At 51.2% G+C, this 16,507-nt stretch carries 14 protein-coding genes and 1 pseudogene; 6 read left to right on the top strand and 9 right to left on the bottom strand.

The annotated features are described in order from the left end of the window. Positions 1 to 74 precede the first annotated feature (74 nt). From TALK_RS21440 to TALK_RS21430, 3 genes are all read left to right on the top strand, one after another. Positions 75 to 944 (top strand): ABC transporter substrate-binding protein, encoded by an 870-nt coding sequence (locus TALK_RS21440; RefSeq protein ID WP_085621208.1) that lies wholly within the window; start codon positions 75 to 77, stop codon positions 942 to 944. Positions 945 to 1,221: 277 nt separating this feature from the next. Continuing rightward, a complete protein-coding gene (locus TALK_RS21435; RefSeq protein ID WP_085621207.1) occupies positions 1,222 to 2,085 on the top strand; it encodes a type 2 periplasmic-binding domain-containing protein in 864 nt (287 codons plus the stop codon). A gap of 223 nt (positions 2,086 to 2,308) precedes the next feature. After that, entirely contained in the window at positions 2,309 to 3,172 is an 864-nt protein-coding gene (locus TALK_RS21430) for a hypothetical protein (protein WP_085621206.1), read from the top strand. A 328-nt stretch (positions 3,173 to 3,500) separates the two neighbouring features. On the opposite strand, the gene TALK_RS21425 is transcribed toward TALK_RS21430, so the two are convergent. The 9 genes from TALK_RS21425 to TALK_RS21385 all read right to left on the bottom strand — a co-directional run bounded on the left by TALK_RS21425 (position 3,501) and on the right by TALK_RS21385 (position 14,581). After that, positions 3,501 to 4,337, bottom strand: a complete 837-nt coding sequence (locus TALK_RS21425) for a hypothetical protein (RefSeq protein WP_245830074.1) — start codon at positions 4,335 to 4,337, stop codon at positions 3,501 to 3,503. Positions 4,338 to 4,590: 253 nt separating this feature from the next. Further along, entirely contained in the window at positions 4,591 to 5,205 is a 615-nt protein-coding gene (locus TALK_RS21420; RefSeq protein ID WP_085621205.1) for a hypothetical protein, read from the bottom strand. After that, complete coding sequence (locus TALK_RS21415) at positions 5,202 to 5,819, bottom strand: hypothetical protein (protein WP_085621204.1); 618 nt, start codon at positions 5,817 to 5,819, stop codon at positions 5,202 to 5,204. The genes TALK_RS21420 and TALK_RS21415 overlap by 4 nt, the downstream gene beginning before the upstream one ends. Positions 5,820 to 5,916: 97 nt before the next feature. Continuing rightward, positions 5,917 to 7,458, bottom strand: a complete 1,542-nt coding sequence (locus TALK_RS21410; protein ID WP_085621203.1) for an ABC transporter substrate-binding protein — start codon at positions 7,456 to 7,458, stop codon at positions 5,917 to 5,919. Positions 7,459 to 7,468: 10 nt separating this feature from the next. After that, positions 7,469 to 8,323 (bottom strand): ABC transporter permease, encoded by an 855-nt coding sequence (locus TALK_RS21405; protein WP_139833910.1) that lies wholly within the window; start codon positions 8,321 to 8,323, stop codon positions 7,469 to 7,471. Position 8,324: 1 nt separating this feature from the next. Continuing rightward, the gene (locus tag TALK_RS21400; protein WP_085621202.1) at positions 8,325 to 9,263 is read right to left on the bottom strand and encodes an ABC transporter permease; all 939 of its coding nucleotides are present in this window, start codon (positions 9,261 to 9,263) and stop codon (positions 8,325 to 8,327) included. A 267-nt stretch (positions 9,264 to 9,530) separates the two neighbouring features. Then, positions 9,531 to 11,144, bottom strand: a complete 1,614-nt coding sequence (locus TALK_RS21395) for a SpoVR family protein (RefSeq protein ID WP_085621201.1) — start codon at positions 11,142 to 11,144, stop codon at positions 9,531 to 9,533. Continuing rightward, positions 11,141 to 12,490 (bottom strand): YeaH/YhbH family protein, encoded by a 1,350-nt coding sequence (locus TALK_RS21390; RefSeq protein ID WP_085621200.1) that lies wholly within the window; start codon positions 12,488 to 12,490, stop codon positions 11,141 to 11,143. Before TALK_RS21390 ends, TALK_RS21395 begins: the two co-directional genes overlap by 4 nt. A gap of 144 nt (positions 12,491 to 12,634) precedes the next feature. Further along, positions 12,635 to 14,581: a PrkA family serine protein kinase gene (locus TALK_RS21385; RefSeq protein ID WP_085621199.1), complete on the bottom strand. Its 1,947-nt coding sequence runs from the start codon at positions 14,579 to 14,581 to the stop codon at positions 12,635 to 12,637. Between the two features lie 663 nt (positions 14,582 to 15,244). Between TALK_RS21385 and TALK_RS21380 the strand changes: the two genes are divergently transcribed. From TALK_RS21380 to TALK_RS21370, 3 genes and pseudogenes are all read left to right on the top strand, one after another. Beyond that, a complete protein-coding gene (locus TALK_RS21380; protein ID WP_085621210.1) occupies positions 15,245 to 15,580 on the top strand; it encodes a rhodanese-like domain-containing protein in 336 nt (111 codons plus the stop codon). Between the two features lie 159 nt (positions 15,581 to 15,739). Then, the gene (locus TALK_RS21375; RefSeq protein ID WP_342746154.1) at positions 15,740 to 16,285 is read left to right on the top strand and encodes a helix-turn-helix domain-containing protein; all 546 of its coding nucleotides are present in this window, start codon (positions 15,740 to 15,742) and stop codon (positions 16,283 to 16,285) included. Positions 16,286 to 16,296: 11 nt separating this feature from the next. Further along, positions 16,297 to 16,507 (top strand): annotated as a pseudogene (locus TALK_RS21370) (GNAT family N-acetyltransferase); the annotation flags it as partial.

The raw sequence follows: 16,507 nt of genomic DNA, 5'->3' as shown, positions 1-16,507 counted from the left end.
TGGGAATCCTGAATGTAAACACCGCCTAGTGTGAAACGGATGCCTTGTTCATGTGTTGGAGCCGGCCTGTCTTGATGTGGAACCGTTTTTCCCTGTTTGTTTTGATGATGGTGGCGGTGATTTTGCCGTTATCAACGTCGCCTGTTAGGTCGGAAATATTTCGGATTGCAATCCCCGCCGGATCAGAAAGCGTTTTCGCAACACAAATCGGGGCTATTCGTCTTGCCTTGGAACATGCGCCGGGAAATCACGAACTTCAGATCGAAAGTGTCAAAGGTTTAACCCAGTCACGTGTGCTGACGATGCTGCGCGATGGGGCGATCAATCTGTCCTTGGCCGGGTACAGCCGGGAATGGGAAGATCAGTTTTTGCAAGAGGATTACCCGCTGACCCGCGGCATGATGGGATATCGGGTTTTCTTTGCGCGGCCGGAATTGGCCGATCACATTTCCAATGTTCAGTCGATTGACGAGCTAAAGCGCTTTTGCATCGGCACGGGGAATGACTGGCTTGATACGGCTATCCTTGAAGCCAATGATCTATGCGTTGTCAAGGCGCCTCAAGGGGATGCGCTTTTCTCGATGTTGCGTCATGGCAGGTTCGATATGTTTCACCGCGCCCTGCACGAAGCCTATGTCGAGCAACTTGCACCGACCGAGGATATGAAAGGGCTGGTTCTCGTCCCGTCCCTGATCCTTCGCTATCCTTATGACTTTTTTCTGTATGTCCAAAAGAACGACACGCAACGCCATGCGATTTTAACCGAAGGTCTGGCACGGGCCTATGAAAGCGGTGATTTCATGCGCCATTTTTACAGTAACCCCGGAATGGCATATGCGATGGACCAAGTCCAAAGCCCAACGCATCGGATTTTGGATATCGATAATCCGGAAATGTCAGATCAAACCCGCAAGATTAATCCAGAACTATGGGGGGGCTTTTAGTCTGAAAGAGTGTCCTTGATTGATCCAGATATGGTTGGTGCAAGTCCGTAACAAAAAATCATCATCTGTCGTTGTGTCTGATTTTTCTTGTTTTCCGCTATTTTCTGGTGTGTCGACTGACAGTTAAATAAATGTTCCATCGTTGAAATAGTGCAGATAAGGGGCGAAGGTCGCTTTGGACTGTTTTATGTGGCCGTCACCTTTCAATCGGGCGATGGTGCGCTAACATAGATAAATTACAGGCTATTCTGGCGCGTGATGTCGAGGGGGCTGCCGAATGTGGAAGTCCAAATATTCATTATCTGTTCTGGTTTTGGCAGTGCTGGTTCTGATTTATCAACCTAGCCGGGCTGAAACCTTTAAGCTGGCCCTTCCGCCGGGGATAAAGGGCCTGTTTTCCTATGAATTCGAAGTGCTTGAGATGGCGTTGAAATACGCGGATGGGGATCATTCCTTCGAGTTTGTCGAGATCCCCGGATTGACCCAGTCCCGTGTGTTGGAACTGCTTGATCATGGCGAAGTTTCTGTCACGATTAACAGTTACAGCCACGCGCGCGAAGAACGCTTCTTGCAGGTCAATTATCCGCTGACGCGGGGATTGCTGGGCCAACGGGTTTTCATTACGCGTTCGGACCAAGCCGACGTTTTGGCGCATGTTACGTCTTTGGACCGATTGAAGCAATTTTGCATCGGTGCCAGCAATGATTGGCCAGCTGCCGCGATTCTGGAAGAAAACGGATTTTGTGTGGTGGAGGCACCAAGAAAGCAGTTGTTTACCATGCTGCAGAGTAATCGCTTTGATCTTCTGATCAGTAACGTGAAGCAAGCGGATTTTGAAATCGAGCTTTCCAAGAAGAATGGATATGATTTCGTCATCAATAAGAGTTTGATGCTTGTCTATCCGTATGATTTTTTCCTGTATGTCCGCAAAGATGATCTGGTGCGTCACGCGATCTTGGAACAAGGCTTGGAGCGTGCCTATGCATCGGGTGCATTCATGACGCATTTCACTTCCCATCCGACCATGGTCAGAGCACTGGAAGAACTTCGCCCGTCAGTGCGCAAGGTGTTTCATATTGAAAACCCCGAAATGAGCGTTCGGACCCGGAATATAGATCCGGGGTTGTGGATGGGGTTTTGATCCTTCAGGCCGCGATAGCGGGTAAAAGATAACCGCGAATATTTTTTAAAATTGCTTGGGCGGTTAAGTGCTTGTTTCACCATCGGAACAATTACGATGCAACGTGAACCTCAATCACATTGGGTCATTTAAGGTGCCCGAAACCTTACATTTGCGGGGAAATGTTCCAATATATGTTAACCAAAGATTGTTAATGGTTGCGTAATGTTGAAGGGGCGACCGAATGCGGAAGTCCGAATTTACTTCATCTGGTCTGGTTCTGGCGGTGCTGGTTTTACTTAACCAATCAGCATGGGCTGAAACCTTTAAACTGGCCCTGCCGCCCGGGGTTAAGGGCCTGTTTTCCTACGAACTCGAAGTGCTCGATATGGCGCTGAAATATGCCGATGGGGATCATACTTTCGAATTTGTCGAGATCCCCGGGCTGACCCAGTTTCGGGTGTTCGAATTGCTTGATGACGGGGAAGTTTCTGTCACGGTAAACAGTTACAGCCAGGAACGTGAAGAACGATTTTTACAGGTCAATTACCCCCTGACGCGCGGATTGCTGGGCCAACGGGTTTTCTTGACGAACCCGGATAAAGCCGACGTTTTGTCTAATGTCACGTCGTTGGTCGAATTGAAACGATTTTGCATTGGCGTTAGCAACGATTGGCCGGATGCTGCGATCCTGGAAGATAACGGATTTTGTGTGGTGCGCGCACCAAGGAAGCAGTTATTCGCCATGTTGGAAAGTCACCGTTTTGACATTTTGGCGACGACGGTGAAACAAGCCGCTTCGGAACTCGCGCTATCGAAAAAGAATGGATATGATTTCGTTCTCGATAAAAGTTTGATGCTTGCCTATCCGTATGACTTTTTCCTGTATGTCCGCAAAGATGACGTGGTGCGCCACAAGATACTGGAACAAGGGTTAGCGCGGGCCTATGCGTCTGGTGCATTCATGGAACATTTCAATTCTGATCCCGTCATCATACGGGCATTGGAAGAGGCGCAGTTATCTAACCGTCGGATGTTCAACATTGAGAACCCTGAAATGGGGTCGGGAACCCGAAATATTCCGCCGCTTCTATGGCAGGGGTATTGATCCTGTTAGATGCTTTTAAATAATCCAAATTAACATTTTCGTATCCGAAACGAAAAATCATCATTTGAAGTTTTATTGTAAATGTATTGATATCATTGACGAATTCAGATCGTCTTTGTGCAGCGATGATAATATCCGTGCCGAAGATTTTAACCCTGATTTGGTTTTTCAGCGGGTGCCCTTCCTTTAAGGTAAGGCAGAAAACCGTCCAGAAAACGTGCTGAGGCAGGGGAATGGTGTGCGTCTTTGTTGTGTTATCTCATGACAAACGCAGTTGATTTGGGTTTCTTTCAAAACCGGCGATCCTGATATCGCAAGCCAGAGTCAGTCACATGTTCGAGGGCGACGGTATCAAAGGATGCGGATTGTTGTTGTCGTTCAAATACAAATCAGAGCTGTTGTACCAGAAACGAGCATCAATTGTTCTTGTGGCCGCATCCATGGCCTGGTTCTCGATATGAAAGGTCTGTCTGCCCGACTGCATCGCCTGGATTCCCCTGCGAATGGCCGGGTCATTGCGAAAATGTTCCATAAAGGCACCCGTGCGATAGGCTTCAAGAAGGCCGTTTGTTACGATTTGCCAAAGATGGGTATTTTGTTTGGGCACATAAATGAAAAAATCAAACGGATAAGCAAGTATCACGGTTTCATTCAAAACGATTTGGGGATACTTGGCTTGGACTTCAGGTAACTCGCGATAGGCTTCATGGATCGCCCGCGTCAAAAGATCAAATCGCTTGTTTTCCAACATCTCCCACAGCTTGTTACGCGGGGCGCGTTCGACACAGAAACCGTTTTTTTCCATGATATCGGCATCGGGCCAGTCGGTCCCGGTACCGACACAGAATTGCCGTAACTGTTCGATGGTTTTGACGTGCGTTAAGGCATCTTTTTTGTCTCCGTGGATCATGAAAGCACGATGACCCAAAATGCCACGTGTCATTGGGATGTTGACCTGAAGAAAGGTGTTTTCACGGTTGGTGCTATATCCTGAAAACATCAGATCAACATCACCATTAGACAGCATTTCGCTCAGACGTGATTGCGTCAGGCCGTCAATTTCCTCGACCTCCAAAACGTAATCACCTTCGGCGAATTCAAGCGCCATTTCGACAACGCCAAACTCATAGGCAAAGAACTTCTTTGCCCCCGCAGGGAAAGCCATTTTGAGAGTCTTGGTATTTGTCGTTGCCATAGCAGCCGGTTGAACCAACAGGCCGACACATACCACCCAGCATATGAAAGTCAGAAACCGCAAAATTTTCGTCCTTGACGTTAAAATGCGAAACATTTCAGATGAGGATGTATATTGTGTGTCGGTCTTCCCGTTAAAGGGGCGTTTACCGAATATTACGGTTTCGAGGGCTGATCGGCGGGGGTGTGGTGGATGAAATTTATGTCAATGCCTCCCCAATTGGTTATTTGGCGGGTGCCAATCCTTTAAGGTAAGGCAGGAAGCCGTCCAGAAAACGTGTTGTCGCTGGCATGAAATGGCTGCCATGGTGATACATCGGATCAAGGGTCGTGACGATTTTTCGGCCTTTGCTGCTGACCGTGTCGTCATAAAGGATGGACCCCAAATCCCCGACATCAATCAACGATACTGCCCCATCCGGGATAATCAGATGACCATGATGATGCCATGTCGCATCGGCCAGCGTGATATGGTCAAAAAGCGGATGATCCGGTGCGGTAACATGAAGGCCAAGGCTGCCGCCTTCTTTCCACCACCAGAAATTGGTCGGTGTAAAATGCCATTCAACATCCGAAAGCCATTCCCCCGGTCCGGTTGATCCCATCACCACCAGCGTCCGCCCGCTGTCAAGAAAGGCCGCAAATTTATCGCGATGGCCAATCAGAACCGATGGATCCGTCCGGCATGAAACGATCAAAGTGTCGTAATCGTCAAGGGGGATCGTGCCAAGGTCACGGGTATAGATGATGCCATCAAAGAAACCGCGATATCGCGGTTCATAAAGGGTGCGGTGATGGTAATAGGTGCCACTGTCAAGGGCTGCAATACGTGGTGTCATGATGGTTCCCCCTGGCAGGTCTGGCTTGCCCATTGGCAAAGTTGGGGCACAATGCGTCCTGTGCTGTCGGATGATCCGGCATACATCCAAAGATCATTTCCGGCATGCATCAAAATCCGTCCGCCTTCGGGGCGGTGATACAGCCAGTCACAAGGCAGGCGATCCGGGCCGACACTGTGCAAAACGGTTGCGCCGTCGGGCGGCGGGTTGCATCCCCGGCTATAAAACCCGGCAACACCACGCCGGAAAGTCAATTCATCGGTCAGCACCCCGTCAAAAACGGGATGATCGTTTTCCCGATGAATGATCAGGTTTTCCAGTGATTGCGATGCGAGGGGCACAAATTCGTTGAATTCAGCAAGCATCGGCCAGGCCACATGCCCGTTAAAGACAAGGGTCTTGTCGTCATCAAGAAACGCATAAATCTTGGCCGACAAAGTGCCAAAAAAACGTTGATCAAGATGGGCGGGCAACATCAATGCCTGATAGGGCGCAAGATCAACATCGGCAAGGTCATAGTGATCAATCTGGGCAATATCAGGTGCATGATTGCCAACATTGGGCAAATCATCACCGGCCCCTTTGATCGGGTTCAGAAACAAACAAATTCCCATGACGGTATCCTGTCATTTTTCGGCGGATGGATCGCGGCCGGTTGCCTTCTGGAAATGCCCAACGCATCCCAGAAGGCAACCGGGATAAAAGAACGGGTTACTTCGAAACGTTCTTGAAATCATAGAAGAAGGCAGATGGATGAATGCGGAAGTTCTTCAATTCTTTGGTAGAAGCCGCGACATACACCTTGTGAACCAGCGGAATGATCGGCGCATCATCTTGAAGGATTTCAAGCGCCTTGCCATAGACTTCCATTTGTTCGGTTCCGGGTGTCAGCGTGCGGCCTTCATCGACCAGCGCATCAAATTCGGTGTTTTCCCAGAATTGATAGTTCAGGCCTGCTTTGGAATGGAACTGTGATTTAAGGTGCAAATCAGGATGGCCGGTCATTTCCGGGGTCCAGAATACCACCGAAACATCATATTCACCGCGTTTGACAAGGTCGAGCATCCCGCTCCAGGTGAACATCTGAACATCGGTTGCGATGCCGTTTTGATTAAGCAATGCGGCCATGGCTTCGGTAATCATCGGCATTTCGGTACGGCTGGAATAGCTCAGAATACGCAGGGTTAAAGGTTCGCCGTTCTTTTGCCATTTACCGTCGGTTTTTTCGTATCCGGCTTCTGTCAGCAACGATGCCGCCAGTTCAAGATCAAGCTTGTAGGGATTGGTGACTTTCGGGGCCCAGTCAAATTGCGGACCAAAGAACTGCCATGCCGGTTTGCCGGTCCCGTCAAGCGCGCCTTCAACGATCAGGTTGCGGTCAACAAGGGCATTGATCGCCTTGCGCACTCGCACATCCGAAAGCGGGCTTTTTTCACCGGCATTAAAGGCGCCGTAATACAAACCTGCGGTGGGCTTGCTATAGACTTTGAAATTGTCATCACGCGACAGGCGAATAACATCGGACGGCAACAGGTTGTCAACAAAATCAACCTCACCGGCTTCAAGCGCCAATGTGCGGGAATTGTGATCAGGAATGTAACGGTATTCGATGGTTTCAAGGGCGGGTTTCTTGCCCCAATATCCATCAAACCGTGAAACAATCGTGTGATCCTGTTTGCTGTATTCGGTTAATTTCCACGGGCCGGTCCCGACGGGGGTAACGAATTCACCCGCCTCATTAAACGATGATTTGGCATAGATGCCGGTAATCGCATCGCTAAGCTGATTGGGCAGGGCGGCAAACGGTTCTGTGGTTTCTATTTCCAGAACCAGCGGGGCCTTGACCGTCATTTGGTTGATGTTCAAAAGGTCTGCGGCATAGGGCAACAGGGCAATCACCCGCTCAATCGAGAATTTGACCGCATCTGCATCCAGTTTGGCACCATCGTGGAAAACAACATTTTCGCGCAGGTTAAACTGCCAGACAGTCGGGGAAAGGCGATCCCAGGATGTGGCAAGTCCGGCCACCGGTTTCAGGTCGTAATCAAGCTTGACCAGCGTGTCGAGGATTTCGCTTTCGTTAAAGAACCGGCTGCGACGGGGCTGCATCGCAAGCGGCAGCGCTTCCCACATTGTGCCGACCACAAGCGTCTTGGCATCCGTTGCCGATGCTGTGCCGGGGGTGGCGGCGAATGCGGCGGTTGCCATGGTCACAAAGGCGATTTTGCATAAGGTCTGTCTAAGTTTTGTCATAGTGATCTTTCTAGTGAAGGTAGTTGATCTGATTAAGTCGGAAACGATCGCCCAGCATGTCCCCAAGGAAATTGATCGCGACGACAAAGGCCGCAATTGTCAGTCCGGGGGCAAGAACAAGCCGCGGGTAATCGCGAAGATAGTTGCGGGATTCTGCGATCATCAGGCCCCATTCCGGGGTGCCCGGTTCGACGCCAAGGCCAAGGAAACTCAGCCCGGCAAACGACAGGATGACCCATGACATCGAATAGGCACCAAGGGTTAAAAGCGGGCCGGTGATATTGGGGAAAATGTGTTTTCGTGCGATCCAGAACGACCGCGCGCCAAGGGATTCCGCCGCCAGAACATAGGTTCGGCTGCGTTCAACAATGATGGCATTGCGCACAACACGGGCATAATCGGTCCAATGAATGGCAATCAGCGCGATGATCACGGCGTTAAGGCCAAGCCCCAGAACACCGGCAATAATCATCGAAATCGCCAGCGTCGGGAAAACCGATACCCCTTCGCATACGCGCATCAAAATACGATCGACCAGGCCGCCACACATGGCGGCAATACTGCCAAGCAATGTGCCAAAACCCGATGATACAAGCACAACAATAATGGCCGATGCCGTCGTCAGGCGGGCGCCGTACAACAACCTTGAAAAGACGCAGCGCCCCATCGCGTCGGTGCCCAGCGGAAAATCAAGGGTCGGTGGTTTCAGGCGATACAAAAACTGCACCTGATACGGATCATGGGGGGCGATAAATGGCAAAACCAGAATGGTGAAAATGCCCGCCACAATCACGAATGTCCCCAAACGAAACCCGGCAACGGATTTGGGGATCCATTTCCCCCCGGTCATCGAACCGATTGCCATCTCAGACGATCCCCCGGGCGCGCGGATCATACAGCGAAATCATCACATCAACCGCCAGATTGATCAGGATATAGGATACCGCGACGATCAAGAAACACGCCTGAATGGCGGGGTAATCACGGTTCAGCAGTGACTCAACCAGAAACCGCCCGATACCGGGCCATGAAAACAGGGTTTCAACCACAATCATCCCATCGAAAATCCGCGCGAACTGCATGCCCGCCATGGTCAAAAGACCCGGAATAATATTGGGGAAGGCATGGCGCAGGATGACCCGGGACTTGCCATTGCCTTTAGATTTGGCTGTCCGGATGTAGGGTTTGCTGAGTTCTTCAAGTAAGCTGCCCCGGACAAAGCGTGACAAAACGCCCGCGATTGATGTCGCAATGACAATGGTTGGCAATACCGCATGGGCCCAAGTGCCATGCCCGCCTGTCGGCAGCCAGCCAAGGATCAGCGAAAACAAAAGTGCCAGCAGCAAGGAATACCAAAAATTGGGAATAGACATTCCGATGACGCTGATGGTGCCGGCAATCCGGTCAATCATCTTTCCGGGAAACAAGGCGCACAGAATGCCAAGGGGAACTGCAATCACAAGTGCAAGCCCAAGCGACAGAACTGCAAGAGTCAGGGATTTGCCAATGCGTAGGATGACGTCATCAATGATCGGTTCTCGGGTGACAAATGACTTGCCCAGATCACCCTGAAACACACCGGCAAGCCACCGGATATATTGTAACGGTAACGGGTCGCTCAGACCGTTTTGGTCGGCGAATATTTTGACCTGGGCCGCATTGGGAAGGGTGCCGTCCATCTGTGCCATCAGCATGACTTCGGCAAAGTCACCCGGCATCAGCCATAAAAGAGAAAACCCCGCGATGGAAACCGCGAACATCAGAACAAGAGCATGTAACCCGCGAGAAACGAGGCGCGACGCCATCAATCAGACTTTCCAGTTGCATACCGCTGAAATTAACAATGAAAGTCATAGTCAATCTCACCATCTAAATGCAACTGATTTTCATTAGTATATGCGCAATGTCGACCAAGCTAAAGGTGACGGCATTTCTGAAACATCTATTAGGTGTTTCAGGTGGCGAATCTAACCTTAAAAAGTGTGTGCTGTTGAATGTTTGCGCGTTTTAATTTTATTCGCGCGCAAGGGGGGCAGGGATTGTTGGCGTGTTTTAATCTGGTGTGAGTCGTGTCACGGCCCTTGGGGTAAATCGTCGGGTTTGTAATTCATTTCATGCAGGACTTCGCCGCTTTCGTTGTCGATGGCCTGCAATGTCACGCCATATCCCCACAATTGCCCGATATAGCCCAGCGTCATTTTGGCTTCGGACTTTTCAAGTCGGATGCCGTCATGTTCGGTATGCTGGATATAAAGTTGCCGGTTGCCGCGCAAATCCACGTCGACCACTTGCATGTCAGGTTCACGGACTGAGACATCATGCATTCTTGCCAAGGCGCGGCGCACGCGGCGATACCCATTTTCGTCATGAATGGCGGCAACTTCCAGATGCGGGTTGGAACCTAGATCGTCGATTAAAAACATCCGCATGTCGCGCATCAGTTTGGGTGAGAGGAATTGCAGGATGAAACTTTCATCGCGGTAATGCGCCCAGGCATCTTTTAACGTTTCAACCGGTTCGCCGTTGCCCGCAATATCGGGGAACCATTCGCGGTCTTCATCGGTTGGATCAACACAAATGCGGTGAATGTCCTGCATCATGGCAAAGCCCAGCGCATAGGGGTTAAACCCTGAATAACGTTTGTCATTGTAGTCGGCCTGAAACACAACGCCCGAATGGTAATCGATGAATTCCATCATCGCGCCTTCGGATATCAGGCCCTTGTCATACAGGCTGTTCATGATGGCGTAATGCACATAACACGCACAGCCTTCATTCATCATCTTGGTCTGTTTCTGTGGATAGAAATATTGCCCGATATTGCGCACAATCCGCAGGATTTCACGTTCCCATGCTTGAAGCGAAGGTGCATTTTTTTCGAGGAAATAAAGCAGGTTTTCTTCTGGCAGGCCAAATTGCGCCCGGCGTTCCTCGACCCGTATCTTGCGGCGCATTTCGTCAAGGTCTTCATCGTCCTTTTCGGCTTGGGGCAGGGTGCGCCACAAATCGTTATAGGTTTCGTCCTCGTATTTTGCGCGTTCGCGTTCACGTTCAAGCTCGGCCGCCAAATTGGGTTTTTCCGGGTGGGAATATCGATTTACACCCTGTTCCATCAGGGCATGCGCCGCATCCAGAACCCGTTCGACCGCGTCAAAGCCAAACCGGTCCTCGCATTTCGCGATATAACGTTTGGCAAATTGCAGATAATCCAGAATGCCCTCGGCATCGGTCCATTGTTTGAACAGATAGTTGTTTTTGAAAAAATGGTTATGGCCAAATGCCGCATGGGCCATCACCAGGGCCTGCATGACGATGGTGTTTTCTTCCATCACATAGGAAATGCACGGGTTGGAATTGATCACGATCTCATAGGCAAGCCCTTGAAAGCCCTTGCGATACATCACGTCATCACGCACGAACCGTTTGCCAAAGGACCAATGGTGATACATCAACGGCATGCCGATGGATGAATAGGCATCCAGCATCTGTTCGGACGTAATTACCTCGACCTGATTGGGATAGACATTCAGCTTCAACTCATTGATCGCGATATCTTCGATCGCGTCATAGGTGGTTTTAAGTGTGTCGAAATCCCAATCAGCCCCGGTAAACAGAAATTCAGAGGCGGCGGATGCTGCTGCGGTCTTTTGGGCGGGATCGGATTTGGTTGTGCTTTGTTTGGTCATACTTTGGCCCCGCTCAGTTTTTCTGCACGGTTTTTGGCAAACAATTCCCGGAAAACCGGAAAGATATCGGCGGCCTTGGTCACGCGTTTAAGGGCAAAACGCGGATTGGTCCGCGCCACCGGCGCATAGGCTTTCCAAAGGGCGGTTTCCCCCTCGGTGGAGGAGAAAATCTCGGCCTCGCGCTCGTCGGTGATTTCGATATAGGCGTAATACTGGCATTTCGGCAAAAGGTCCTCGGCCAGCAATGCTGTGCATTTCACCCCGTCATTGGAATAGTTATCGCCATCCGATGCCTGTGCGGCATAGATGTTCCATTGATCCACCGGATAGCGGTCTTTTAGCACACGTTTCATTTCGTCCAATGCGGTGGAAACGATGGTGCCGCCGGTTTCGCGGGAATAGAAAAATGTTTCCTCGTCAACCTCGGATGCGCGGGATGTATGGCGGATAAACACGACATCGACATGTTCGTACCGGCGATGCAAAAACAGATGCAGCAACATAAAGAATCGTTTCGCCAGTTCCTTCATCTGTTCGGACATCGAGCCCGATACATCCATCAAACAAAACATCACCGCCTGTGTGTTTGGATCAGGGATTTGTTGGAACTGGTTAAACCGCGTGTCAATCGGATCGATGAACGGGATCGCCTTCATGCGGCGTTTGGTTTCTTCCAGATCGGCGAGAAGAGCATGCAGGGTTTCTTCGTCAGGTTTGGTCAGTTTGCCCGATGGGCGTTTTTCAGCCTTGGCCTGAAGGGCGCTGATTTTATCTTCAAGGTCACGAATTTCCTGTGTCTTGGGGCGGCGCAACCCGATGCGCCGGGCCAGTGAATTGCGCATGGTGCGCACAAGGCTAAGATTGGCGGGGGTGCCATCGGATGAAAAACCGGCCCGTGCCGTGCGAAATGCGGTGGTTTGTTTCAGGCTTTTTTTCAACAGGTCTGGCAGTTCCAGATCCTCGAAAAAGATATCAAGGAATTCATCACGGCTGAGCGTGAACTGAAAATCATCTTCGCCTTCGCCATCGGGGCTGGCCTTTGATCCACCAGCACCACCATCATCGCCTTGCGGGCGGGCAACCCGATCGCCGGGGACAAACTTTTTATTGCCGGGCAGGACATAATTGCGATCCCCGCCGCGCCTGGTGTGGTGAAAGCCCGGCTCATGCAGGGTTTTGCCCGGGATGGTAATGGAATCCCCGCTGCTGATATCGGTAATGCCGCGGGTTCGGATGGTGTCTTCGACGGCCCGTTTGATCTGTGCCTTGGCGCGCCGCATAAAGCGTTGGCGGTTGCCAAGACTTTTGCCTTTGGGGTTTTTGCGACGGTCGACGATATAAAGCATGGGCGATCACATCCTTGCAGAAAGACCTGTCTTCACGAGGTCCCCGACAGACGGATTGTTAGATATCCGTCCGCCGGGCACTCGGGCATCGGGTGGACAAGGGGATAAACCACCCGATGCGGCCGGCAAAGCCGCAGCTTGGGCTTAGCCGGCTTTGTTCACGCGCATGTACCATTCGACCAGACGGCGGGTCTGGCGCTCGGTATAGTTGCGATCCATCATGCGTTTGACGAACTCGTTATGTTTTGTCTCGGTATCGCTGTCTTTTTTTGATCCGAACGAAATTACCGGCAACAGGTCTTCGACCTGACTGAACATGCGTTTTTCGATGACTTCGCGCAGTTTCTCATAGGACGTCCATGATGGGTTTTTGCCCTTGTTATTGGCGCGCGTGCGCAGGGCAAATTTGACGACCTCGTTACGGAAATCTTTCGGGTTGGCGATCCCGGCGGGTTTTTCGATCTTGGATAGTTCCTGATCAATGATCTTGCGATCCAGCAACTGACCGGTATCGGGGTCTTTAAAGTCCTGATCCTCGATCCAGGCATCGGCATAGGAGACATACCGATCAAACAGGTTCTGGCCGTAATCGGAATAGCTTTCGAGATAGGCTTTCTGGATTTCCGCCCCGATGAATTCCGCATAGCGTGGGGAAAGCTCGGATTTGATGAAATCCATATATTCCTTTTCGCGTTCCTCGGGATATTGTTCACGCCGGATCGCCTGTTCCAGCACATACATCAGATGCACCGGGTCGGCTGCGACTTCGTCGGTGTCGTGGTTAAAGGTTGCGGACAACACCTTGAAGGCAAAGCGGGTTGAAATGCCATCCATGCCTTCGTCGACACTGGCGGTATCGCGATATTCCTGCATTGATTTGGCTTTGGGATCGACATCCTTCAATGTCTCGCCGTCATAGACCCGCATCTTGGAATACAGGTTGGAATTTTCATGTTCCTGCAAACGCGACAGGATCGAAAACTGCGCGAGCATTTTTAGTGTACCGGGCGCACAGGCACCTTGTTCAAGCTCTGATCCCTGCAACAGTTTGTCGTAAATCAGGGTTTCCTCGGTCACGCGCAGGCAATAGGGCACCTTGATCACGCTAATCCGGTCGATAAAGGCTTCGTTGTTTTTATTGGCTTTGAAGGTCTGCCACTCGGCTTCGTTGGAATGGGCAAGGATCATGCCCTGAAACGGGATCGCGCCAAGGTTTTCCGTGCCGATATAGTTGCTTTCCTGGGTTGCGGTTAGCAAGGGATGCAGCATTTTGATCGGCGCCTTGAACATTTCGACGAATTCAAGAAGTCCCTGATTGGCGCGGTTCAGGCCCCCGGAATAGCTATAGGCATCGGGGTCATTCTGGCTGAAATATTCAAGTTTGCGGATATCGACCTTGCCGACCAGTGACGAAATATCCTGATTGTTTTCATCACCCGGTTCGGTCTTGGCAATCGCGATTTGGCGCAAGCGCGACGGGATCAGTTTGACGACCGAGAATTTCGAAAGATCGCCATTAAACTCATCAAGGCGTTTAACTGCCCAGGGCGACATCAAACCGGTCAGGCGGCGTTTGGGAATACCGTATTTGTCTTGGATGGCATCGCCCATTTTTGCCGGGTTAAACAGGCCAAGCGGGCTTTCAAAAACCGGGCTGATCTGATCGCCTGCTTTCAGGGCATAGATCGGCTCGACCTCCATCAATTCTTTAAGCCGCTCAGCAAGCGAGCTTTTACCCCCGCCAACCGGACCCAGCAGGTAAAGAACCTGTTTGCGTTCTTCCAGCCCCTGTGCTGCATATTTAAAGAAGCCAACGATGCGTTCGACGGTTTCTTCCATGCCAAAGAAATCTTTGAAGGCGGGATATCGTTTGATGGTGCGGTTCAGAAAGATGCGGCCGAGACGGGAATCGGTCGATGTGTCGATCATTTCGGGTTCGCCGATTGCCTTGATCATCCGCTCGGCGGCGGATGCGTAGGCCGATGGATCATCGCGACAAAGGTTCAGATAGTCCCGAATGGTGAGCTCGGTTTCGCGTTTTCCGTCATAGCCTTCCGCATATAGCTCGAAGATGTCCTTGTCTTCAGCCATGGCGCGGTCTCCTTTCCATCGTTATCGCAGTCGTGTCAGCATTCGTTTCCTGTTGGTTTTTGTTTTTGGGGCGCGGCATATGGTATGCGGGGCCCGGTCCCGGCGGCAGGCAATGGTGCGATGCGGTAAAATTGGAAAATGCCGCCCTTTCCCCTGTCTGCGCCCTAAGTAAACGATCCGTTCCGTCGGGTGTTGAGTAAGTAAACTAATCCATTTTATTTAAGGTTCGTTTAAATGTTTGCCAGATATCGGCAAGGAAAAGTTATTTGATGACTTTTGTATATGGCTTGCGGTACTTGCGTCCGTCAATGTCAATTGTTTGGCCCTGCATTGCAGCAGCCAAAGGTCACATTTTGGTGCGGGCGGAAAACGGTCGATGAATGCATCCGACATGGGTCCGCCCCGGTGACCTTACCTCTTTGACGTGGGGCTTCCGTTCGCGTTCCGCAATGCCCAACTTGCGAATATTATTGAAAGAATCGCAGGCGAAACGATCAATAATCGATCAACGGAATGTGACCCGCGTCATCTGTTGAAATGCGAAATCCGGACCGTGAAATCAACGGCATCAGTGATTTTGCATTTGCACTGTTAAACTATGAAATTGTATCAGTTTCCGCGCCTCCCGTCAGCTCCAACCTTGCCACAAAGGGACATAAATCAATGACCGAAGAGCCTGTAATTTTCGTCGATAGCGGTGAATTGGATCAACTGATTTCTAATCGCTCAGTGACGCTGATCGATGTCCGCGAGGCCGACGAATTTATATCCGGTCATATCGCCGGGGCGATCAATATGCCGACCTCGAATTTCGATATCCCGGCGCTTGTCGATCTTGCCGACAATACAATGACGGATTTCGTCTTTGTTTGTGCCGTTGGGCAGCGATCTTTTGGCGCGGCGAATGTTGTGGTGCCGCATCTTGACTGTTTGGTCATGAACCTGAAAGGCGGATTGCAAAGCTGGTCACGCGATGGGTTTGGCCTTGTAAGGGATTGATATTTGCGGGGTAACGCTGCGTCTTCAGCATGACGGCATCCCCCGGATTCAGGGTTAAAAAAACGCCGATTCGGCGGGCGATTTTGCCGTTTTTTGTTGACCGCGTTTCAAATGTGGGAATATATCCCAGATATGAAAAGAAACGGAGCCCCCATGGACATGATCGATCAACGAATTGCCGATCGGCTGGCGGATCTGCGGGCTGAAAAGGGCTGGTCGCTTGATGAATTGGCGCGTCGGTGCGATGTCAGCCGGGCCAGTTTGTCGCGGTTGGAAAATGCCGAGGTCAGCCCGACGGCCAATGTTTTGGGAAAATTGTGTGCGGCCTATGGCCTGACCCTGTCGCGGTTGATGCAGATGGTCGAGGACGAATTTAGTCCCGCTATATTTCGCGATATACAGCGGGAATGGGTCGATCCGGAAACCGGGTACAAGCGCCGGTCGGTATCGCCCCCGGCAAGGGGGCTTGCGGGGGAGGTTCTTGACTGTGAAATTCCCCCCGGCACCCGGATTGAGTATGCCGCATCCCCGCGTCAGGGGCTGGAACATCATCTGGTGATGCTGGCGGGGGAATTGCGGGTTACGGTTGATGACGAAATCTATGATTTGGAGCCGGGTGATTGCCTGCGCTATCAGCTTTGCGGTCCCAACTGTTTTGAAACCCCGGCCGAATGTGGCGCGCATTATCATCTTTTTATTGTGTAAGGTTTGCCGAAATGACCGGTCAGATCACTATTACGCGTTTTGATGCCGGGCAGCTTGAAAGCCGCCTTGGTGACTTTGGCGCGATGTTACATGCCTGTGTCCATGACGGGGCCAGCATTGGCTTTATCGATCCGTTTGGCATGGATGAGGCGGTGGCATTCTGGCGCGATATGGTGCTGCCGGCGATGCGCGGGGGAAAGCGTGATCTGTTTGTCGCGCTGT

Source organism: Thalassospira alkalitolerans, assembly GCF_002115745.1.
Taxonomy (GTDB): domain Bacteria; phylum Pseudomonadota; class Alphaproteobacteria; order Rhodospirillales; family Thalassospiraceae; genus Thalassospira; species Thalassospira alkalitolerans.
The sequence above is the reverse complement of the archived record's forward strand: the minus strand, read 5'-3'. Positions and strand labels throughout refer to the sequence as shown.